The following is a 20,184-nucleotide window of genomic DNA, read 5'->3' on the forward strand; positions in this document are numbered from 1 at the left end:
GATCCTCGGCACCTGAACCGGCAACCGGCCGCGCAGGTCTTACGCTCTTTTCAACCGGCCCTCCCCACCCGTCGGAGGGCGTCCCTTCGCGACTTATGGGAGTCACCACAGTGACTGACGTACGTCCGGCCTCCGCCGGCACCGACGGCGGCGTTCTGCACACCCTGTTCCGCTCGGAGCAGGGGGGCCATGAGCAGGTCGTTCTCTGCCAGGACCGTGCCAGCGGCCTGAAGGCCGTGATCGCCATCCACAACACCGCCCTGGGCCCCGCCCTGGGCGGTACCCGCTTCCATGCCTACGCCTCCGAAGAGGAGGCCGTGCTGGACGCCCTGAACCTGTCGCGCGGCATGTCCTACAAGAACGCCCTGGCCGGACTCGACCACGGCGGCGGCAAGGCCGTGATCATCGGTGATCCCGACCTGATCAAGACCGAGGAACTCCTCCTCGCCTACGGCCGGTTCGTGGCCTCCCTCGGGGGCCGCTATGTCACCGCCTGCGACGTCGGTACGTACGTCGCCGACATGGACGTCGTCGCCCGCACCAACAAGTGGACCACCGGCCGCTCCCCCGACAACGGCGGCGCCGGCGACTCCTCCGTGCTGACCGCCTACGGCGTCTTCCAGGGCATGCGCGCCTCGGCGCAGCACGCCTGGGGCGACCCGACGCTGCGCGGCCGCAAGGTGGGCATCGCGGGCGTCGGCAAGGTGGGCCACATCCTCGTCGAGCACCTCCTCCAGGACGGTGCCGAGGTCGTGATCACGGATGTCCGGGCCGAGTCGGTGGAGCGGGTCCGTGCCAAGTTCCCGCAGGTCACCGTGGTCGCGGACACCGAGGCGCTGATCCGCACCGAGGGCCTGGACGTCTATGCGCCGTGTGCGCTGGGCGGCGCGCTGAGCGATGAGTCGGTGCCGGTGCTGACCGCGAAGGTGGTGTGCGGCGGGGCCAACAACCAGCTCGCCCACCCCGGCATCGAGAAGGACCTGTCCGACCGCGGCATCCTCTACGCCCCCGACTACGTCGTGAACGCGGGCGGTGTCATCCAGGTGGCCGACGAGCTGCACGGCTTCGACTTCGACCGCTGCAAGACCAAGGCGGCGAAGATCTTCGACACCACCGTGGCGATATTCGCTCGTGCGAAGGCCGACGGCATTCCGCCCGCCGCGGCCGCCGACCGACTGGCCGAGCAGCGGATGGCGGAGGCCCGGCGCTCCTGACCGAGGCCGGAAATACGGCCTTGTCGGCCGAAAAGCGATCCTTGCGCGGCCCGCCGCGGGTGATCAGGGAGACATCCCTCACCACCCGTCGGCGGGTCGCCGTACAGGACAGGTTAAAATCGCAGTTGACCAGCGGGGACGGGGCACCTTGCCGGTCGTGCCGAGCGGCGGGTGATGCGGGCGACGTACCGTATGGCCGCGGAAGCAGGTACCGTTAAAGCCCTACGGGCCGGTCTCTCTGTCGAGAGCCCGCTCTGATCCATGAACGCGTGTCAAGACTCTGGGGCCATCGAGCCCCGTCATTGAGGGGGTCGACCCATGGGGCGCGGCCGGGCCAAGGCCAAGCAGACGAAGGTCGCCCGCCAGCTGAAGTACAGCAGCGGTGGGACGGATCTCTCACGACTGGCCGACGAGCTGGGTGCATCACCGTCGAACCAGCAGCCTCCGAACGCAGAGCCGTTCGAGGAGGACGAGGACGACGACCCGTACGCACGGTACGCAGATCTGTACAACAGCGACGACGACGAAGAGGACGAGGGCGACTCGTCCCAGCAGCGTCGTCGCGCTTGACGCTCTGCGCGCTCGCGGCACCCATAACAGCATCACGGACCCGGTCCTGGGCTTTGCCCGGACCGGGTTCTGTGCTGCCCGGAAGGCCGGCGGCCGCGGCCGCCGCACCGACGGCTGCCGGGGCGGCGGGACCGCCCGTGGCCCGGTCGTCCGGGCCACGGTGACGCTGTGGTCCGTCAGCTCGCGTAGTCACCGGTCAGGGTCACTGCCTCGGCGTGCTCGCCGCGCTCGACGATCTCGCCGCTGACCCAGGCGTCCACGCCGCGGTCGGCCAGTGTGGTGAGCGCGGCCTCCACGGAGCCCTGCGGCACGACGGCGATCATGCCGACGCCCATGTTCAGGGTCTTCTCCAGCTCCCCGCGCTCGACCGAGCCGGCCGAGCCGACCAGGTCGAAGACCGGGCCCGGGGTCCAGGTCGAGCGGTCGACGGTGGCGTGCAGGCCGTCCGGGATGACCCGGGCGAGGTTGTTGGCCAGACCGCCGCCGGTGATGTGCGAGAAGGCGTGCACCTCGGTCGTGCGGGTCAGCGCCAGGCAGTCCAGCGAGTAGATCTTGGTGGGCTCCAGGAGCTCCTCGCCCAGGCTGCGGCCGAACTCCGGGATGTCCCGGTCCAGGGCCATTCCCGCGCGGTCGAACAGCACATGGCGAACCAGCGAGTACCCGTTCGAGTGAAGGCCGGAGGACGCCATGGAGATCACCGCGTCCCCCGTACGGATACGATCCGCGCCCAGGACCCGGTCCGCCTCGACGACGCCCGTACCGGCGCCGGCGACGTCGAACTCGTCCGCGCCCAGCAGGCCCGGGTGTTCCGCGGTCTCGCCGCCGACCAGGGCGCAGCCGGCCAGCACACAGCCCTCGGCGATGCCCTTGACGATCGCGGCGACCCGCTCCGGGTAGACCTTGCCCACGCAGATGTAGTCCGTCATGAACAGCGGTTCGGCGCCGCAGACGACCAGGTCGTCGACGACCATGCCGACGAGGTCGTGGCCGATGCTGTCGTAGACGCCCATCTTGCGGGCGATGTCGACCTTCGTGCCGACGCCGTCGGTGGCGGAGGCCAGCAGCGGGCGCTCGTACCGCTTCAGCGCCGAGGCGTCGAAGAGGCCGGCGAAACCGCCGAGCCCGCCCACGACCTCGGGGCGGGTGGCCTTCTTCACCCACTCCTTCATCAGGTCCACGGCACGGTCGCCGGCTTCGATGTCGACGCCCGCGGCTGCGTAGCTTGCACCGGAGGATTCAGCGGACATGGCTGAGCACTTTCCTGTCGTGTGTGTGACGAGCTCTACGGGCGACGCAGTGCGTCGGCGCCGCCGACCCCGGCCGTGAGCGTCTGGACGCCGTCCACGTCGGACTTCGCCGGTGCCGCGGTCTCCGACTCCAGGAGGTGCTTGCCCAGCAGCTCCGGGTCGGGCAGCTCCATCGGGTACTCGCCGTCGAAGCAGGCGCGGCACAGGTTCGGCTTGGCGATCGTGGTCGCCTCGATCATGCCGTCGATGGAGATGTACGCGAGCGAGTCGGCGCCCAGGGACTTGCCGATCTCCTCCACGCTCAGCCCGTTGGCGATCAGCTCCGCGCGGGTGGCGAAGTCGATGCCGAAGAAGCACGGCCACTTGATCGGCGGGGACGAGATCCGGATGTGGACCTCGGCGGCGCCGGCCTCGCGCAGCATCCGGACCAGGGCGCGCTGGGTGTTGCCGCGGACGATCGAGTCGTCGACGACCACCAGGCGCTTGCCGCGGATCACTTCCTTGAGCGGGTTGAGCTTGAGGCGGATACCGAGCTGGCGGATGGTCTGCGAGGGCTGGATGAAGGTCCGGCCGACGTAGGAGTTCTTCACCAGGCCGGAGCCGTAGGGGATGCCGCTGGCCTCGGCGTAGCCGACGGCGGCGGGGGTGCCGGACTCCGGGGTCGCTATGACCAGGTCCGCGTCGGCCGGCGCCTCGGCGGCCAGCTTTCGGCCCATCTCCACACGGGAGAGGTACACGTTGCGGCCGGCGATGTCGGTGTCCGGGCGGGCCAGATAGACGTACTCGAAGACACAGCCCTTGGGGCGGGCCTCGGCGAAGCGGCTGCTGCGCAGGCCGTCCTCGTCGATGGCGACCATCTCGCCGGGCTCGATCTCCCGGATGAAGCTGGCGCCGCAGATGTCGAGGGCGGCGCTCTCGGAGGCCACCACCCAGCCGCGCTCCAGGCGGCCGAGGACCAGCGGGCGGATGCCCTGCGGGTCGCGGGCGGCGTAGAGCGTGTGCTCGTCCATGAAGCAGAGCGAGAAGGCGCCCTTGACCTTGGGCAGGACGCGCGGGGCGGCCTCCTCGACGGTCAGCGGCTTGCCGTCCTCGTCGACCTGGCCGGCCAGCAGGGCCGTCACCAGGTCGGTGTCGTTGGTGGCCGCGACCTGGGTCGCGCGGCCGCCCTCGCGGGGCAGCGCGGTGACCAGGTCCGCCAGCTCGGCGGTGTTGACCAGGTTGCCGTTGTGGCCGAGCGCGATCGAGCCGTGCGCGGTCGCACGGAACGTCGGCTGGGCGTTCTCCCACACCGAGGCACCGGTGGTGGAGTAGCGGGCATGGCCCACGGCGATATGGCCCTGGAGGGAGCCGAGGGAAGTCTCGTCGAAGACCTGGGAGACCAGGCCCATGTCCTTGAAGACGAGGATCTGGGAGCCGTTGCTCACCGCGATGCCCGCGGACTCCTGTCCACGGTGCTGCAGCGCATACAGCCCGAAATAGGTGAGTTTGGCGACCTCTTCACCCGGAGCCCAGACACCGAAGACGCCGCAAGCGTCCTGGGGGCCCTTCTCGCCGGGGAGCAGGTCGTGGTTGAGTCGTCCGTCACCACGTGGCACGGCACCGAGTCTAGGGCAGGTCGCGCATTCATCCGAACCGGGGATGGTCGCGGAACTGGAGAAGTGCATGAAAGCGGCACCGCGGACGCTTGACGTGGTCACGGCCAGCGGGTCGCCGACGGGCGGGCCCCAGCGCCACCTCCCCCGGTCCGGCATCCGCTCCGGCCGGCGCGCTGAACTGGGTTTTCTTCACCACTGAGCGGATCGCGGCACTCCGTTTCGAGCTCCCGCACCGGGTATCCGTTGTGCGGCCATACGCCGCCTTCGCCGGGTTTGCCGCTCGTGGCGCCCTCCCCTCCGTGTGAGATACGCGACGTGATCCGTCCGCCGCCGGAACCCGCCCGGCGACGGCTCGGCCCGGGTCAGCTCATGACGGGCAGATACCCGGCGAGGTCGGCCCGTTCGCCGCTGGCGCTGACGCGGGCCGCGTCCAGCGCCTCGGCCCAGGTCGTCCGGCCGGTGGCCAGCCGTATCCAGGTCAGCGGGTCGGTCTCGACGACGTTCGGCGGGGTGCCGCGGGTGTGCTTGGGGCCCGCGACGCACTGCACCACGGCGAACGGCGGCACCCGGACCTCGACCGAGCCGCCCGGTGCGCGGGCGGCCAGCACGTCGGCCAGCAGCCGGGTCGTGGTGGCCAGGGCCTGGCGGTCGTACGGGATCTCCCGGCCGGTCGCCGCGGCGAGGTCATCGGCGTGCACGACGAGTTCGAGGCAGCGGGTGACCAGGAGGTCGGACAGCCGCAGCGCGCCGGGACGGGCGGTCACCACCCGGTCGTCGGGTGCGGCCCCGACGCGCTCGGCGAACTCCGCCGCGGTGCGCTCCAGCAGCGCGGCGGGATCATGGGCGGCGGACAGGGCGTGGGTGCGCTCGTCGACGGAGGCGGCGAGCGGTGCGGACGCCGACGGCCAGTCCAGCAGGGTGGCCTCCGGCTTCGGCGGGGCCGGCTCCGCCAGGCCCCGCGCCACCGCGCCCAGCGTCATGGACAGATGCGCCACCAGCTCCCGCACCGTCCAGTCACCGAGCCGGGTCGGCAGGGCGAACTGCTCGGCGGTGAGGCCGCGTACGGCATCCCCGACATGGCCGAGCTGGGCCGCGACGGCGGCGCGGGTCTTCTTCGGGTCGTACTGGCGGGGGCGCGGCTTCCGGGCGGCGGGCGGCATGGTGATCAGCCTAGGCGGGACCACTGACAACGCCGCCGGAGCGCGGCGACGGCCCGCCCCCTGGCAGGGGACGGGCCGTCGGAACCGTCATACGGGTGCGGCGTGCGCCGCCCGGCGCGGTCTCAGGCGATCAGGCCCGGGATCGTCGCCTCGTGCGCCTCCTTGAGCTCGCTCAGCGGGATGCTGAACTGCCCCTGGACGTCGATCGCGTCACCGTCGACCACACCGATCCGGGTGGCCGGCAGGCCCCGCGCACCGCACATGTCGGTGAAGCGGAGCTCCTCGCTGCGCGGGACGGCGACGACCGCACGGCCCGCCGACTCCGAGAACAGCAGGACGAAGGGGTCCAGCCCGTCGGGAACGACGAGGCGGGCGCCCTTGCCGCCGCGCAGGCACGACTCCACCAGCGCCTGGACCAGACCGCCGTCGGAGAGGTCATGCGCGGCGTCGATCATGCCGTCGCGGGAGGCCGAGATCAGCACCTCCGCCAGCAGCCGCTCGCGCTCCAGGTCGACCTTCGGCGGCAGCCCGCCGAGGTGCTCGTGCACCACCTGCGACCAGGCCGAACCGCCCAGCTCCTCGCGGGTGTCGCCCAGGAGGTAGACCAGCTGGCCCTCCTCCGCGAAGGCGATCGGCGTCCGGCGGTTCACATCGTCGATGACACCGAGCACCGCGACCACCGGGGTCGGGTGGATCGCCGTCTCGCCGGTCTGGTTGTAGAGCGAGACATTGCCGCCGGTCACGGGCGTGCCGAGGGTCTGGCAGGCGTCGGCGAGACCGCGGGTGGCCTCGGCGAACTGCCACATGACCGCCGGGTCCTCGGGCGAACCGAAGTTCAGGCAGTCGGAGACCGCCAGCGGCTTGGCACCGGACGCTGCGACGTTGCGGTACGCCTCGGCCAGCGCCAGCTGCGCGCCCGTGTACGGGTCGAGCTTGGCGTAGCGCCCGTTGCCGTCGGTGGCGAGCGCGACACCGAGGTTGGTGTCCTCGTCGATGCGGACCATGCCGGCGTCCTCCGGCTGCGCGAGGACGGTGTTGCCCTGCACGAACCGGTCGTACTGGTCGGTGATCCACGCCTTGGAGGCCTGGTTGGGCGAGGCCACCAGCTTCAGGACCTGCGCGCGCAGCTCGTCGGCGTTCGCCGGGCGGGCCAGCTTGGCTGCGTCGTCGGCCTGGAGGGCGTCCTGCCAGTCGGGGCGCGCGTAGGGGCGCTGGTAGACCGGGCCCTCGTGGGCGACGGTGCGCGGCGGGACGTCCACGATCTGCTCGCCGTGCCAGAAGATCTCCAGCTGCGAGCCCTCCGTCACCTCACCGATGACGGTGGCGATGACGTCCCACTTCTCGCAGATCTCCAGGAAGCGGTCGACCTTGCCGGGCTCGACGATCGCGCACATCCGCTCCTGGGACTCGCTCATGAGGATTTCCTCGGGCGAGAGGGAGGAGTCGCGCAGCGGCACGGTGTCCAGCTCGACGCGCATGCCGCCGGAGCCGGCCGAGGCCAGCTCGCTGGTGGCACAGGACAGCCCGGCGCCGCCGAGGTCCTGGATGCCGTCGACCAGGTCTTCCTTGAAGATCTCCAGGGTGCACTCGATGAGGAGCTTCTCCTGGAAGGGGTCACCGACCTGGACGGCGGGGCGCTTGGCGGGCTTGGAGTCGTCGAAGGTCTCGGACGCCAGGACCGAGACGCCGCCGATGCCGTCGCCGCCGGTGCGGGCGCCGTAGAGGATGACCTTGTTGCCGGCGCCGGACGCCTTGGCGAGGTGGATGTCCTCGTGCTTCATCACGCCGATGCAGCCGGCGTTGACCAGCGGGTTGCCCTGGTAGCAGGAGTCGAAGACGACCTCGCCGCCGATGTTGGGCAGCCCCAGGCAGTTGCCGTAGCCGCCGATTCCGGCCACCACGCCCGGCAGGACGCGCTTGGTGTCGGGGTGGTCGGCGGCGCCGAACCGCAGCGGGTCGACGACAGCGACCGGGCGCGCGCCCATGGCGAGGATGTCGCGGACGATGCCGCCGACGCCGGTGGCCGCGCCCTGGTAGGGCTCGATGTACGAGGGGTGGTTGTGGGACTCCACCTTGAAGGTGACGGCGTAGCCCTGGCCGACGTCGACGACACCGGCGTTCTCGCCGATACCGACGAGCAGCGCGTCGTTCTCGGGGGCCTTCTCACCGAACTGCTTCAGATGGACCTTGCTGCTCTTGTAGGAGCAGTGCTCGGACCACATGACCGAATACATGGCGAGTTCGGCGCCGGTGGGACGGCGGCCGAGAATCTCCCGGATGCGCGCGTACTCGTCCTGCTTCAGACCGAGATCGGCCCACGGCTGCTCGACCTCGGGGGTCTCCGCTGCGTGCTTGACGGTGTCCAGAGTCATGCGTTGACCAGCTTCTTCAGGATCGAGGTGAAGAATCCGAGGCCGTCGGTACGGCCCGTACCGATCAGCGGCTCCACGGCGTGCTCGGGGTGCGGCATGAGGCCGACGACATTGCCCGCCTCATTGGTGATGCCGGCGATATCGCGGAGCGAACCGTTGGGGTTGCCGTCCAGGTAGCGGAAGGCGACCCGGCCCTCGGCCTCCAGCATGTCGAGCGTGCGCTCGTCGGCGACGTACCGGCCGTCGATGTTCTTCAGCGGAACGCTGATCTCCTGGCCGGACTCGTAGTCCACGGTCCAGGAAGTCTCCGCGTTCTCCACCCGCAGCTTCTGGTCGCGGCAGATGAAGTGCAGATGGTTGTTACGCAGCATCGCGCCGGGCAGCAGGTGGGTCTCGGTGAGCACCTGGAAGCCATTGCAGATACCCAGGACGGGCATACCGGCCTTGGCCTGCTCGATAACGGTCTCCATCAGCGGCGAGAAACGGGAGATGGCCCCGGCCCGCAGATAGTCGCCGTAGGAGAAGCCGCCGGGCAGCACCACGGCGTCGACCTGCTTGAGGTCCTTGTCGCGGTGCCACAGCGGCACCGCTTCGGCGCCGGCCACCCGGACCGCGCGCTGGGTGTCGCGGTCGTCGAGCGTGCCGGGGAAGGTGACGACTCCGATCCGCGAGGTCATGAGTCGACCCGCACGGTGAAGTCTTCGATGACGGTGTTGGCGAGGAAGGTCTCGGCCATCTCATGGATGCGAGCGAGGGCGGCGTCGTCGACCGGACCCTCCACCTCAAGTTCGAAACGCTTGCCCTGACGGACGTCGGCGATCCCCTCGAAACCCAGGCGTGGCAGTGCGCGCTGCACCGCCTGCCCCTGCGGGTCGAGGATCTCCGGCTTGAGCATGACGTCGACTACGACGCGTGCCACTGGCACTCCCGGTGGTGTGGTGCGTAAGGCGGTGTCCTCACAGTACCGTGTTCGAAAATCTACGCGCATAGATATACCGTGGTCCGGATCACGGCCCGGTATCGGCGGGAGCGCACCTCAGGAAAAATCCTCGAAAAGATCCGGGGTCCGGATTGCGGGAAGACACGCTGACGAAATTAACTGGGCTTCACAATGCATTGCCCATCGCTGTACAAATGAAAAAGCATTGATCCCAATCAGCCGGATCTGGAGCATCACCCCATGTCAGCAAGGGGTTGCTCCACGAAAGGACCGATATCCGTGGCGCAGCGCGTAGTAGTAACGCTCTCCGATGACATCGACGGAGGAGAAGCCGCAGAGACGGTCGCCTTCGGATTGGACGGGAAGTCGTACGAGATCGACCTCAATCCCGCCAATGCGAAGAAACTGCGCGGCGCCCTCGCGCCGTTCGTCGAGGCCGGCCGCAAGCGGGCCAAGTCCGGCAAGGCCTACCACCGGACCGCGGTGAACCCCGACCCCGCGGCCGTCCGCGCCTGGGCCCGCTCGAACCAGATGGACGTCCCGCCGCGCGGCCGCATCCCCAAGAAGGTCTACGAGGCCTTCAACGCGGCCAATCGCTGACCGAGTTGCCGGCATCCCGCGGCCCGGGCGCAGCCGACTTGCACAGCACCCCTACTGATCAGCTAGAGTCTGGAGCACGCCGAGGGGCGAGGCCGAAAGGCCGGACCTCACGGAGTCACGCGGGTGTAGCTCAGTAGTAGAGCGCCCTCTTTCCAAGAGGGAGGCGCAGTGTGCAATCCCTGTCACCCGCTCTGACTGCTCGACCTTCCTAAAGGATCAGGTAGAGTAGCTGTCGCGCCGCTCGGTGAAAGCCGAGTGGATGCCTGCGGACGTAGCTCAGTTGGTAGAGCGCAACCTTGCCAAGGTTGAGGTCGCGAGTTCGAGCCTCGTCGTCCGCTCAGAATAAGAAGGCCCCGGTCATTGCGACCGGGGCCTTCTTTCTTGTCCACAGCACTTCACGCTGCCCCCTCTTCCCTTCCTCCCCACAAGGGCAACTGCCTTTTCCCCTCGCCCGCGGTGACGGTCCGTACGGCCCGGAATCCTGATCCGGCGTAACACCGGCCTCATGAACAACGGGAAAAACATGGCGGGCTTCGGACAGGGCGGCGGAGCCACGGTGGGGGCGTTGGTGTGAGTGACGTCACCGGCGAGGGCGCGGGCATGGGGGTGGAATGTGGTGGTGGCCACATCGTTTCCGGGCGAGTTCCGGGGTACCGGTCGATGGACCTGGTGCGGCGCGTCCGGCGAGGTGTCTGCAGCGGGCGCCGGCGGCCGGGGCGCCGGGTGGGTTCCGATGAGGGTGTCGGTGCGGCGGACGGTGGAGATCGTCTGGGTGGAGCGCGCCGGAAACCGTTATGGGGAAACGGAGTTGGCGGCAGAGGCGAGGTGCGGCGGGGCGTCGCTGCTGACAATTCCGGGAAGTGGCGTGCTGGAATCCGCCGAGCCGGGGCGCGGTCAGGGAGAGGGTGTCGCCGGTGCCACGGAGGGCGCGGAGCACCCCTCGTGGGCGGTCGTGGAGTCTGCCGCGGAGGAGTGTCCTGCGGCGGTGTGCCTCGCCCGCGGGCGAGGTTGGCTATAGTGGACCCCGCACCGCGCGGCGGCGACTGGATTCCAGGAGCTTTGCGCGGGGCATGCGGACGTAGCTCAGTTGGTAGAGCGCAACCTTGCCAAGGTTGAGGTCGCGAGTTCGAGCCTCGTCGTCCGCTCCAGCCAGAGAAAAGACCCCGGTCGATGACCGGGGTCTTTTTCGTCAGGACCAGCTGAGGCCGGTCAGGCGCTGGTAGGCCTCGATGTACTTGGCGCGGGTGCTCTCCACGATCTCGGGCGGGAGGGCGGGCGGCGGCTGCTCGCCCGTACGGTCCCAGTCCGCGGCCGGGGAGGTCAGCCAGTCCCGCACGAACTGCTTGTCGAAGGACGGCTGGGCGCGGCCCGGCTGCCACAGGTCGGCCGGCCAGAAGCGCGAGGAGTCGGGCGTCAGGACCTCGTCGGCCAGGGTCAGCTGCTCGCCGTCGAAGCCGAACTCGAACTTGGTGTCCGCCAGGATGATGCCACGCTCGCGGGCGATGTCGCGGGCCCGGCCGTAGACGGCGAGGGTGGTCTGCCGCAGCTGGGCGGCGACCTCGGTGCCGACCTGGTGGGCGACCTCCTCGTACGAGACGTTCTCGTCGTGGTCGCCGACGGCTGCCTTGGTGGCCGGGGTGAAGATCGGCGCGGGCAGCTCGGAGCCGTCGACGAGGCCCTCGGGGAGGGCCAGTCCGCAGACCGTCCGGGTCTGCCGGTATTCGGCGAGGCCGGAGCCGGTGAGATAGCCGCGGGCCACGCACTCCACGGGGGTCATGTCCAGCGACTTGCAGACCAGGGTGCGGCCCGCCCAGTCGGCGGGGGCGCCGGCCGGGAGGTCGGTGGACAGGACGTGGTGCGGGACGAGGTCGGTGAGCTGCTCGAACCACCACAGGGACAGCTGGGTGAGGACGCGGCCCTTGTCCGGGATCTCGGTGGGCAGCACCCAGTCGTAGACCGAGGTCCGGTCGCTGGCGACCATGACCAGGTCACCGGCGGCATTGCGGTAGAGGTCGCGCACCTTGCCGGTGTGGAGGTGGGTGAGCCCGGGGACCTCCACCGGCTCAGGCTTTTCTACAAAACCGGGCACGCTTCCTCCGCGTAGGTTGGTCCAGGAGTCACCCCGATTCTCCCTCACGCGCGCCGGAGGTGACGGACGGGGGCCGGGTGCGTGCCGGGAGCCCGGTGCCGGACGGGGCGGTGAGTGCCCCGGCGGCCCCGGTGTCGGCCGGTACCCCGGCCGGGCGGCGCGCGGGAGTGGAGGCCGGCCGCCGTGCGCGCGTACGGCGGCCGGGCTCAGTCGCGTTTGCAGATGCGGTCGAGGAGGTTGGCGGTGGCGCGCTGGACGCGCTGGTCGACATGGCCGGGGCGGTCGAGGGCGGGCGACCAGGCGAAGGTGCCGGACGCGAAGACCCAGGCGCCGCTGGGGGCGCGGTAGAGGGAGGTCTCCTGATGGCGGAGGGTGCCCTCGCTGTCGCGGTACGGGGAGTGCGCCAGCAGGATGCGTTCGGTGTGTGCGGGGAGGCTGGTGCGCGGGAAGTAGCGGTCGGCCTCCCCGGCGACCAGGCCGGGAAGCTCGTCGCCTTCGTGGGCTCCGGTGGCCTCCCACAGCCAGTGGCCGCCGTTGCGGACGACCAGCGGGGCCGGTTCGGGGACCCGGCCGGCGTACTGAATGCCCATCAGCCGTTGTTCGGCGTCGCCGTTCTCCCGCCAGAGCGCGGGGCGTCCGGGGCCCTGGCGCTTACGGCAGTGGAGCAGGGACTCCGGGCCCGAGGGCGACGGGGAGAGGTCGACCTGCCAGTACATGGTGTTGGCGGAGAGGAAGACCAGGGAGGTGCCGGCGTCCCGGGCGGCCTCGACCGTACGGCGCATGGGCACCGACCAGTACTCGTCGTGGCCGGGGAAGACCAGGCCGCGGTAGCGGGACGGGTCGACCCGTCCGGCGTGCAGATCGCGGGCGTCGGCGTAGGCGAGGTCGTAGCCGTAGCGCTCGGCCCAGCGGATGAAGTCGTAGGCGTGGCCGACGTGGAGGGGCAGTCCGGAGCCGGCGTAGGGGCGGTCGAAGGAGATGGTGGTGGCGGCGTCCCGCTCGCCGAGCAGGGCGCCCTTCTCGTCCCAGGCGTGGTAGAGGCTGGCGCCGGTGCGGCCGTCCTCCGGGTAGAGGTTGTAGGCCTGCCAGGTGATGTCGGGCAGCAGCAGGAGGAGGTCGGCGGGCTCGCTGTCGCGGACCGTGAAGGGGATGTGGGAGCGGTAGCGGCCGTCGGCGGTGGTGAGCACGGCGACGTAGGCGCCGAGGTTCCAGAACGTGGGGACCTGGAGGCGCCAGGACAGCCACCAGTGATGGCAGGAGACCGTGCGCTCGGCGGTCAGCGGGGGCGGCTGGACGATGCCGGCCAGCCGCGGGCTGGTGGTGATCTTGGAGGCGCCGGTGCCGCCGTAGTGGCCGATGCGGTAGATGTCGATGCTGAACGGCTGGGGCGGATCGACCGAGACCCGGAAGTCGATGGCCTCGCCGGGGGCCACCGCGCCGGGGCCGGCGAAGCCCTTGATCTGGCGGTGGACGTCATCGGCGGTGCGCGGGCCGTTGTGCTTGTGGGGCGCGGGCTCGCTCAGGCCGCCCTGGGCGACGGCGGGGTCGACGTACCAGGGGATGATCCGGCCGGAGTCGAAGTAATTCTCACTGCCGCGCAGCCAGGGCAGCGGGCCCTGTCCGAACGGGTCCGTGACCGCGTGGGCGAGGGCGCCCGACTCCCAGCGCCTGATCTGATCCGTCGCCACCTTCCACTCCCCTCCCACGTCCCCCATCGGCCGCGGCCCCTCGGGCCGGTGCGGTGCCGGCGGGTCGAACCCGTCCGGCCGCCCCCAGCACATCACATTACGCACCCACTCCGTCACCCTTCGTCGTGAATTTAGAGGCAACCGCCCCCGAAATGCGAACTGGAAGGGAACATTCAGCCGGTCGAGCGGACCGCCGGGGACGGGCCGCGCGCCGTCGGCCGCCGTGCGCCCGGGGTCATACCAGCCGGACCGGCTTCTCCGGGCGTACGCCGACCGTCGTCAGCCAGCCGCGGAGCGGCTCCGCGTCGCCGTCGTCGACCAGGCTGAGCACCGGGCGGCCGAGGTCGGACCGGCGGGCGCCGTCGACCAGCAGCGCCGGGCCGTCGAGCCAGTCCAGGCCGGGGGCGGCCCCGGCGGTGTCGACGGCGGCGCAGCAGACCATGGCGGTGACGTGGTCGGCGAGCAGCTCACGGCCCGTACGGGGCGGTTGCAGCGGGAACAGCGGGAGGCCGCCCTCGCCCAGGCCGTCGCCCCAGGCCACCCCGATGGCGGCGTCCTGGGGCGTGCTGCCGCGGGCGGCCTGGCGGGCCGCCTCCTCCCGCTCCTCGCGCTCGACCTCGGCGCCCAGCCGGGCGGCGACCAGATCGCCCGCGCTCTCGTCATGGGTGAGCCGGTCGATGACCCGGGCCAGCGTCGGGCCGGGGGCGGGGGCGGGCTGCTCCTCGGGGCGGCCGGCGGGCGGCCCCAGGTCCGGCTCGTCGGCGGGCGGGCGCTCCGGCGGGCCGTGGCCGGCTGTACCGGCGGCGGTGCGGGCGTACGAGAGGGGCGGGGCGGCGGAGGGGTCCGGCTGGGCCGGGGCCGCCGGTGCGGGCGGGGCCGCCGGGAGCGCGGCCGCCGGGAGGTTGTCGAGGACGCGGTGCAGGCGGGCGGCCTCCAGGCGCCACTTCCGGTCCACGACCTCTTCCGGGTACTGGTTCCAGCCGACCGGTGACCAGTCGGGTCCCGGCTCGGCCGGGCCGCCGTGGAAGAGGCGGGCGGCCAGCAGCGAGGCGGCGCGGTCGATGGCGCCGGGCTCCTCCAGGAGGTCGCAGGCGGGGCGCTCGCCGAGCCGGGAGGCGAAGCCGTCGGCGAGGCGGTCCCGGCGGGACAGCTCGGTGAGCGCGGAGACCACCCCGGCGTCCAGCCGGGACGGCCAGCGGCCCATCCGCCAGGCGGGCAGCGCGACCCGGGTCAGCAGCCGGTCCCAGCCCGCGTACGCGAGGCCGACCTGCTCCTGGGCGACGATCCGCAGGCCGTAGTCGACGGACTGGGCGCGCTCGGAGGCGGCGGCCGCGACGGCGCGCTCCATGATCGTGGCGTGTTCGCGGCCGGCCCGGAGCAGCAGCCGCGCCACCCGGCCGACGAAGCGCAGCGGGAGGCCCCGCAGCGGCCGCCGGGCGCGGGCGGAGACCGCGACCGCGGCGTCCAGTCCCCGGATGAAGCGGCGGGCGGCCGCTATGTCGGGGTGGGCGGAGGGGCCGGTGCCGGCGACGACGGGGGCGAGCAGGGCGCGCAGCTCGGCGACCCGCATCCACCACAGGAACGGCGAGCCGATGACCAGGACCGGCGCCTCGGGCACCCGGTGCTCCCCGCCGGCCGGGCTCCGGCCGCGGCCGGGCGGCCCGTGGGCGCGGTGCGTACGGTCCTCCAGCCAGCTGTCGCAGTCCGGGGTGAGCGCTATGGCGGAGGGCGCGGGGACCTCCAGGCGGTCGGCGAGATCGCGCACCAGGCGGTAGAGATCGGGGGCCGACTTCTCGGAGATCGGGACGGACGGGCTGAGGGCCGGCCGGGCGCGCGCGACGACCACGGCGACCAGCGCGGCCAGCAGCAGGCTGAGCACCGCGAGGCCGCCGGTGACCCAGCGCGCGAGGTCCCAGCCGGTGCCCGCACCGAGATGGCCGGTCATCCGGCCGGCGATCAGCACCACGGCCACGGCCGCTGGCAGCAGCGCCACGGCCAGCGCCGTGCTGCGGATGCGCAGCACCGCGAGGGCGCGGGCACGCGCCGCCAGGACGCCTGTTTCCGGACTTGCCACGAGCCTGTACACCCCCTGCTGCCCTGAAGGAGCCGGACGGAGAGAACACGGGACGGACGTACGAGAATTGCGCGAGGTGCGGAGCGAGCTCACTCCACACCCACTGTGGCACCGGCCACTGACATCGCAATGCCGGTGAGCCACTTGCCGGACGCCACCGTGATCGCCGTGCCGGAATCCGGCCCGGCGACCGCAGGACGCTTGCGCGGCACCCTAGTTGGGGGTTTTGGTCCCGTCAGCCGGTTACTCGGTGCGGTCACTCGATGGAATGGCTTTGGGCAAAGCCGGGAACCGGCGCCGGGCGGGTGTGGGCCGTGGTGGCGCGGCCGGGTCCGGCCCCTCAGGCCGTCGGCGGGGCGGCCCGGTCTGCGCCCGCAGACCTGAGGCATATGCCACGGTATGTGCCATGTGTCCCAGGGGAGATGTCACCGGCAGCGGCGGGCGCGACGGGTCCGCCGCTGTACCCGCCGCGCCGTCGCCGCTACGCGCCCTGCGCGTCCGCGGCCGCGTCCGCGACCTTGGCGGCGATGTCCGTGCGGTGCTGGGAGCCGTCCAGGGAGATCCGGCCGACGGCGTCGTAGGCGCGCTGCCGGGCGGTGGTGAGGTCGGCGCCGGTGGCCGTGACGGACAGCACCCGGCCGCCCGCGCTGAGCACCGCGCCGGAGTCGTCGCGCTTGGTGCCGGCGTGCAGGACGTACGCCTTGGGGCCGTCCTGGGCCGCGACGTCGGCGAGCCCGTCGATCGGGTCGCCGGTGCGCGGGGTGTCCGGGTAGTTGTGCGAGGCGATGACGACGGTGACCGCCGCGCCGTCGCTCCAGCGCAGCGGCGGGAAGGTGGCGAGGGTGCCGGTGGCCGCGGCGTGCAGCAAGCCGGCGAGCGGGGTCTTGAGGCGGGCGAGGACGACCTGGGTCTCCGGGTCGCCGAAGCGCGCGTTGAACTCGATCACGCGCACCCCGCGCGAGGTGATCGCCAGACCCGCGTAGAGCAGCCCGGAGAACGGGGTGCCGCGGCGGCGCAGCTCGTCGACGGTGGGCTGGAGGACGGTGGCCATGACCTCGTCGACCAGCTTGGGGTCGGCCCAGGGCAGCGGGCTGTACGCGCCCATGCCGCCGGTGTTGGGGCCCTCGTCGCCGTCGTAGGCGCGCTTGAAGTCCTGGGCGGGCTGGAGCGGGACGACGGTCTCGCCGTCGGTGACCGCGAAGAGCGAGACCTCCGGGCCGTCGAGGAACTCCTCGATGACGACGCGGTCGCAGGCCAGCGCGTGGGCGCGGGCGGCCTCGACGTCCTCGGTGACGACGACGCCCTTGCCGGCCGCCAGCCCGTCGTCCTTCACGACGTACGGCGCGCCGAAGGCGTCCAGGGCCTCGTCGATCTCTTCCGGGGTGGTGCAGACATAGCTGCGGGCCGTGGGGACGGCCGCGGTGGCCATCACGTCCTTGGCGAAGGCCTTGGAGCCCTCCAGCTCGGCGGCCTGGGCCGAGGGGCCGAAGACCGGGATGCCGCGGTCGCGTACGGCGTCCGCGACGCCCGCCACCAGGGGGGCCTCGGGTCCGACGATGACCAGATCGGCCGCCAGGCCGGCGGCGAGTTCGGCGACGGCCTGGCCGTCGAGGGCGTTGACCCCGTGCAATTCGGCCACCTCGGCGATGCCGGCGTTGCCGGGAGCGCAGTGCAGCGCGGTGACGTCGGGGTCGAGGGACAGAGAGCGGCACAGGGCGTGTTCGCGGGCGCCGCCGCCGATGACGAGGACCTTCACGGTGGCAGCCTAGACGAGAGCCCCGGGCACCCGGACGTCGGCCGGGCCGGGCCGGCGGGCGGGGCGGCGGCGGCCGGAAACCGTGCGTCACCGCGTTGGCCACTCTTTCGGGTGAGACGCCCGGCGGCCCTATACCCGATCCCGCACCACTTCCGGGCGGAAAGAGCGTGATCGTGGGGCCGACGCCAGCCGTTCGGCGGTAGGAAGGGGGCTGTGCGCAACGGCCGTCCCGTATGTCACGCGTGCGCGGCACGTGTCCGGAGAGAGCGCAGAGAGGGAGTGCACGGGTGAGTCAGCCGGAGATGCAGCCCGAGGGGCCCCCTCGGGAGAGCCGCCGCCCCGGGCGGGAGAGCGGCGGCCGGGGCCCCGGCCGGAGGGATCTCGCGGGACGGGCCTTCCCGCTCGGCGACTGGGGGGAGCCGGCCGACCGGCTGGACGCGCTGTATCTCTGGACCGAGGAGGGCGCACTGCGCGCCGCCGACTGGTATCTGCACGACCGGCTGGCCAAGCGGCGTGGCGCGCGGGCACTGCGGCTGGGCGCCGCGGCCGGGAGCGCGGTCGGCGGGGCGCTGCCGCTGCTGGACCTCGCCGGGGTCTGGGAGGGCGGCGCGTCCTGGGGGTGTCTGTCGCTGCTGCTGGCGGCGGTGTGTGTGGGCGGCGACCGCTGCTTCGGGGTGACCGCCGGGTGGATGCGGGACCTGGCGACCGCGCAGGCGATCCACCGGCGGCTGGAGGCGCTGCAGTTCGACTGGGCGACGGAGAGCGTGCGGGAGGTGCTCGGACCGGCCGAGGGCACGGCGGGCGAGGCGGCGGAGCGCTGCCTCGGGCTGCTGCGGCGGTTCAACGAGGACCTCGGGGAGCTGGTGCGGGCCGAGACGGTGGACTGGATGGCGGAGTTCCGGGCCGGTTCGCTGCGGTTCGCCGCGGGGGGCGGCGTTGCTGCCGTTTCTCCGCGTGCGGAGGGGGCGCCTGTGGCGGGGCGGTTTGCGGTGCCGCATCGGGGGCGGCCGAATATGCCTCGGCAGCGGCCGCCGGAGTCGCCGCGGTAAGGGCCTCCCACGTTTTCGGCTTTCCCGCCGTGGTTGTTACTCGCCGTTTGTTGCCCGCTTGCGCGGTGCTCCCGCCGTGGCGCCTGCGGCGGGCCGGGCCGCTGCGCGGGGCTGTCGGGGTGCGGGGACGGGCCTCGGGGGCAGGGTTTCCGGACTGCTTCGCTTTACGTCCGGAAACCCTGCCCCCGAGGCCCGTCCCCTCCCGTGGGTGGGTGGGGAAATGCTTGGTGGGGGCGGGCCTTGGTGGGTGGGTGCGCGTGGTTGGTTGAGGAACGGGTCAGCTGAAGACGATCATGGAGCCTTGGCCGAGACTTCGGGTGGCGGCGGCGTGGAGGCCCAGCCAGACGTGGCGTTCGCGGGCGAAGGGGCTGTCGTCCAGGGGGACGGTGCCGGCGCGTTCCTCCAGGGAGGTGGGGCCGGCCGGCGGGGTGGGGGCGGCCGGGGGATTGGCCGGATCGATACCGAGGGATGGCGCAACCAGTTCCAGGTCGCGCAGCAGGCCGTGCGAGGAACCCAGCGGGCCGCCGCCCTCCAGGAGTTCGTCGTTGGCGAGCGGGTGCGGGAAGTCGACCGGGACGTAGGCGCCGGCGTGGTCGTAGTGCCAGACCAGGTGGGACTGCTGCGCGGTGGCCTCGAACATCTCCAGCAACTGCTCGTAGTCGCCGCCCAGTTCGTCGACCGGAGTGACCTCCAGGCCGCACAGCCGCAGCAGGTAGGCGCGGCGCAGGAAGTGCAGGGCGTCGTAGTCGAAGCCGGCGACGGGGGCGACGTCGCCGGACAGGCCGGGCATGTAGCTGAAGACCGGGACCGGTGGCAGGCCCGCTTCCGTCAGGGCCTTGTCGTAGGCGGCGATCTCTTCGGAGAACGGGTTGTCGGGGCTGTGGCACAGCACATCGACGAGGGGTACCAGCCACAGGTCACATGCCACGAGTGTGGGCTCGCTTCCGGTCGGGGGACGGGGACACCGGCGCACGTACGGTACGGGTACGGCCCATTACGGCCGATGGTCGGGACAGCGTAGTGCTAGCCGCGCGTTCCGACGAGAGCGAGGGAGTGCTCGTTGTACTCCGCGATCAGCCGCTGGGCGGTGGCCAGGTCGTGCTGGATCAGGGCGTCGGCCAGCGCGCTGTGGCCGTGCCAGAGCAGGCCCTTGAGGTCGGGCTCGCGGCGCAGCAGCGGGACCGCGAACATCCAGGTCTGGACGCGGATGCGGTCGAGGAAGTCGCTGATGTAGGCGTTGTTCACGATGCTGCTCAGCTCGCGCCAGAAGCGCAGGTCGTAGCCGATCAGGACGTCCAGGTCGCCGGCCCGCGCGGCCCGTTCGGCCTCGTCGGCGCGGCGCCGGATGGAGATGAGGACCCCCGGGGCGGTGGCCCGCAGCGCCTGGTCGGCGCCGCTGCGGAAGATGCCCTCGATGATCAGGGTGCGGGCCTCGACCATGGCGCGGAAGTCGTCGGCGGTGAAGGCGTGCACCTTGAAACCGCGGTGCTGTTCGACGTCGAGCAGGCCCTGGGCGCAGAGGTCGAGCAGCGCCTCGCGCACGGGGGTGGCGGAGACGCCGTACTGCTCGGCGATCTCCTTGACGGTGAAGGGGTGGCCGGACGGCAGGCGGCCGGCCAGGACCTCGTCACGCAGGGCGTCGGCGATCTGCTGGCGCAGGGTGCTGCGTTGTATGAGTGAGCTGTCTCCGCCGGCGGCCATCGTCTGCGTCTCCTTCGACGTCCCTGACCGCGCAGGTGGGAGCGGCCCCCGCCCACGATAGGCGAGGGCCGCGCCGGGCCGCTGCCCGAGGTTGCCGTGGGCATGCCCTGCGGCACGTCTGTGACCTGC

16 protein-coding genes and 3 tRNA genes are annotated in these 20,184 nt (G+C 71.9%); 7 read left to right on the plus strand and 12 right to left on the minus strand.

Annotated elements, in window-relative coordinates; translation table 11 throughout:
* The first annotated feature begins 95 nt into the window (after nucleotides 1-95).
* A complete protein-coding gene (locus ACGFN2_RS19725; RefSeq protein WP_362608690.1) occupies nucleotides 96-1,214 on the plus strand; it encodes a Glu/Leu/Phe/Val dehydrogenase dimerization domain-containing protein in 1,119 nt (372 codons plus the stop codon).
* Between the two features lie 318 nt (nucleotides 1,215-1,532).
* On the plus strand, nucleotides 1,533-1,784 hold the full coding sequence (locus ACGFN2_RS19730) for a DUF3073 domain-containing protein (protein ID WP_030086208.1): 252 nt from the start codon (nucleotides 1,533-1,535) through the stop codon (nucleotides 1,782-1,784).
* 176 nt (nucleotides 1,785-1,960) lie between these two features.
* On the opposite strand, the gene purM is transcribed toward ACGFN2_RS19730, so the two are convergent.
* The 6 genes from purM to purS form a co-directional block, all read right to left on the minus strand.
* Nucleotides 1,961-3,031, minus strand: coding sequence for a phosphoribosylformylglycinamidine cyclo-ligase (gene purM / locus ACGFN2_RS19735; RefSeq protein ID WP_362608688.1), 1,071 nt, complete (start codon nucleotides 3,029-3,031; stop codon nucleotides 1,961-1,963).
* Between the two features lie 35 nt (nucleotides 3,032-3,066).
* Entirely contained in the window at nucleotides 3,067-4,626 is a 1,560-nt protein-coding gene (purF, locus tag ACGFN2_RS19740; protein WP_362608687.1) for an amidophosphoribosyltransferase, read from the minus strand.
* Nucleotides 4,627-4,988: 362 nt separating this feature from the next.
* The gene (locus ACGFN2_RS19745; protein WP_393362096.1) at nucleotides 4,989-5,786 is read right to left on the minus strand and encodes a sterol carrier family protein; all 798 of its coding nucleotides are present in this window, start codon (nucleotides 5,784-5,786) and stop codon (nucleotides 4,989-4,991) included.
* Nucleotides 5,787-5,908: 122 nt separating this feature from the next.
* A complete protein-coding gene (gene purL / locus ACGFN2_RS19750) occupies nucleotides 5,909-8,158 on the minus strand; it encodes a phosphoribosylformylglycinamidine synthase subunit PurL (protein ID WP_362608684.1) in 2,250 nt (749 codons plus the stop codon).
* A complete protein-coding gene (gene purQ, locus ACGFN2_RS19755) occupies nucleotides 8,155-8,835 on the minus strand; it encodes a phosphoribosylformylglycinamidine synthase subunit PurQ (RefSeq protein WP_393362099.1) in 681 nt (226 codons plus the stop codon). The genes purL and purQ overlap by 4 nt, the downstream gene beginning before the upstream one ends.
* Entirely contained in the window at nucleotides 8,832-9,077 is a 246-nt protein-coding gene (purS, locus tag ACGFN2_RS19760; RefSeq protein ID WP_006604673.1) for a phosphoribosylformylglycinamidine synthase subunit PurS, read from the minus strand. Before purS ends, purQ begins: the two co-directional genes overlap by 4 nt.
* Nucleotides 9,078-9,377: 300 nt before the next feature.
* Between purS and ACGFN2_RS19765 the strand changes: the two genes are divergently transcribed.
* The 4 genes from ACGFN2_RS19765 to ACGFN2_RS19780 all read left to right on the plus strand — a co-directional run bounded on the left by ACGFN2_RS19765 (nucleotide 9,378) and on the right by ACGFN2_RS19780 (nucleotide 10,846).
* Nucleotides 9,378-9,698, plus strand: coding sequence for an Lsr2 family protein (locus ACGFN2_RS19765; protein ID WP_386441898.1), 321 nt, complete (start codon nucleotides 9,378-9,380; stop codon nucleotides 9,696-9,698).
* A 119-nt stretch (nucleotides 9,699-9,817) separates the two neighbouring features.
* Nucleotides 9,818-9,889 (plus strand) — tRNA-Gly (locus tag ACGFN2_RS19770).
* Between the two features lie 74 nt (nucleotides 9,890-9,963).
* Nucleotides 9,964-10,036, plus strand: a tRNA-Gly gene (locus ACGFN2_RS19775).
* A 734-nt stretch (nucleotides 10,037-10,770) separates the two neighbouring features.
* Nucleotides 10,771-10,846: transfer RNA gene (locus ACGFN2_RS19780), tRNA-Gly, on the plus strand.
* A 41-nt stretch (nucleotides 10,847-10,887) separates the two neighbouring features.
* On the opposite strand, the gene ACGFN2_RS19785 is transcribed toward ACGFN2_RS19780, so the two are convergent.
* The 4 genes from ACGFN2_RS19785 to purD all read right to left on the minus strand — a co-directional run bounded on the left by ACGFN2_RS19785 (nucleotide 10,888) and on the right by purD (nucleotide 17,305).
* Entirely contained in the window at nucleotides 10,888-11,787 is a 900-nt protein-coding gene (locus ACGFN2_RS19785) for a phosphoribosylaminoimidazolesuccinocarboxamide synthase (RefSeq protein WP_362608679.1), read from the minus strand.
* Nucleotides 11,788-11,993: 206 nt separating this feature from the next.
* The gene (locus ACGFN2_RS19790) at nucleotides 11,994-13,475 is read right to left on the minus strand and encodes a N,N-dimethylformamidase beta subunit family domain-containing protein (protein WP_362608677.1); all 1,482 of its coding nucleotides are present in this window, start codon (nucleotides 13,473-13,475) and stop codon (nucleotides 11,994-11,996) included.
* Nucleotides 13,476-13,710: 235 nt separating this feature from the next.
* Complete coding sequence (locus ACGFN2_RS19795; protein ID WP_393362424.1) at nucleotides 13,711-15,498, minus strand: hypothetical protein; 1,788 nt, start codon at nucleotides 15,496-15,498, stop codon at nucleotides 13,711-13,713.
* 532 nt (nucleotides 15,499-16,030) lie between these two features.
* Nucleotides 16,031-17,305 (minus strand): phosphoribosylamine--glycine ligase, encoded by a 1,275-nt coding sequence (purD, locus tag ACGFN2_RS19800; protein ID WP_393362104.1) that lies wholly within the window; start codon nucleotides 17,303-17,305, stop codon nucleotides 16,031-16,033.
* A 287-nt stretch (nucleotides 17,306-17,592) separates the two neighbouring features.
* Between purD and ACGFN2_RS19805 the strand changes: the two genes are divergently transcribed.
* On the plus strand, nucleotides 17,593-18,354 hold the full coding sequence (locus ACGFN2_RS19805; RefSeq protein ID WP_393362107.1) for an SLATT domain-containing protein: 762 nt from the start codon (nucleotides 17,593-17,595) through the stop codon (nucleotides 18,352-18,354).
* 277 nt (nucleotides 18,355-18,631) lie between these two features.
* On the opposite strand, the gene ACGFN2_RS19810 is transcribed toward ACGFN2_RS19805, so the two are convergent.
* Both ACGFN2_RS19810 and ACGFN2_RS19815 read right to left on the minus strand, forming a co-directional pair.
* Complete coding sequence (locus ACGFN2_RS19810; protein ID WP_362613123.1) at nucleotides 18,632-19,282, minus strand: hypothetical protein; 651 nt, start codon at nucleotides 19,280-19,282, stop codon at nucleotides 18,632-18,634.
* 95 nt (nucleotides 19,283-19,377) lie between these two features.
* On the minus strand, nucleotides 19,378-20,055 hold the full coding sequence (locus ACGFN2_RS19815; RefSeq protein ID WP_362613120.1) for a GntR family transcriptional regulator: 678 nt from the start codon (nucleotides 20,053-20,055) through the stop codon (nucleotides 19,378-19,380).
* Nucleotides 20,056-20,184: the final 129 nt, after the last annotated feature.

Origin of the sequence: Streptomyces sp. NPDC048612, from assembly GCF_043199295.1 — a bacterium.
GTDB lineage: Bacteria > Actinomycetota > Actinomycetes > Streptomycetales > Streptomycetaceae > Streptomyces.

Coding starts and splice junctions, on each gene's coding strand:
- ACGFN2_RS19730 (WP_030086208.1), top strand. CDS start 1,533: ATGGGGCGCGGCCGGGCCAAGGCCAAGCAGACGAAGGTCGCCCGCCAG.
- purM (WP_362608688.1), bottom strand. CDS start 3,031: ATGTCCGCTGAATCCTCCGGTGCAAGCTACGCAGCCGCGGGCGTCGAC.
- ACGFN2_RS19725 (WP_362608690.1), top strand. CDS start 96: ATGGGAGTCACCACAGTGACTGACGTACGTCCGGCCTCCGCCGGCACC.
- purQ (WP_393362099.1), bottom strand. CDS start 8,835: ATGACCTCGCGGATCGGAGTCGTCACCTTCCCCGGCACGCTCGACGAC.
- purL (WP_362608684.1), bottom strand. CDS start 8,158: ATGACTCTGGACACCGTCAAGCACGCAGCGGAGACCCCCGAGGTCGAG.
- ACGFN2_RS19815 (WP_362613120.1), bottom strand. CDS start 20,055: ATGGCCGCCGGCGGAGACAGCTCACTCATACAACGCAGCACCCTGCGC.
- ACGFN2_RS19745 (WP_393362096.1), bottom strand. CDS start 5,786: ATGCCGCCCGCCGCCCGGAAGCCGCGCCCCCGCCAGTACGACCCGAAG.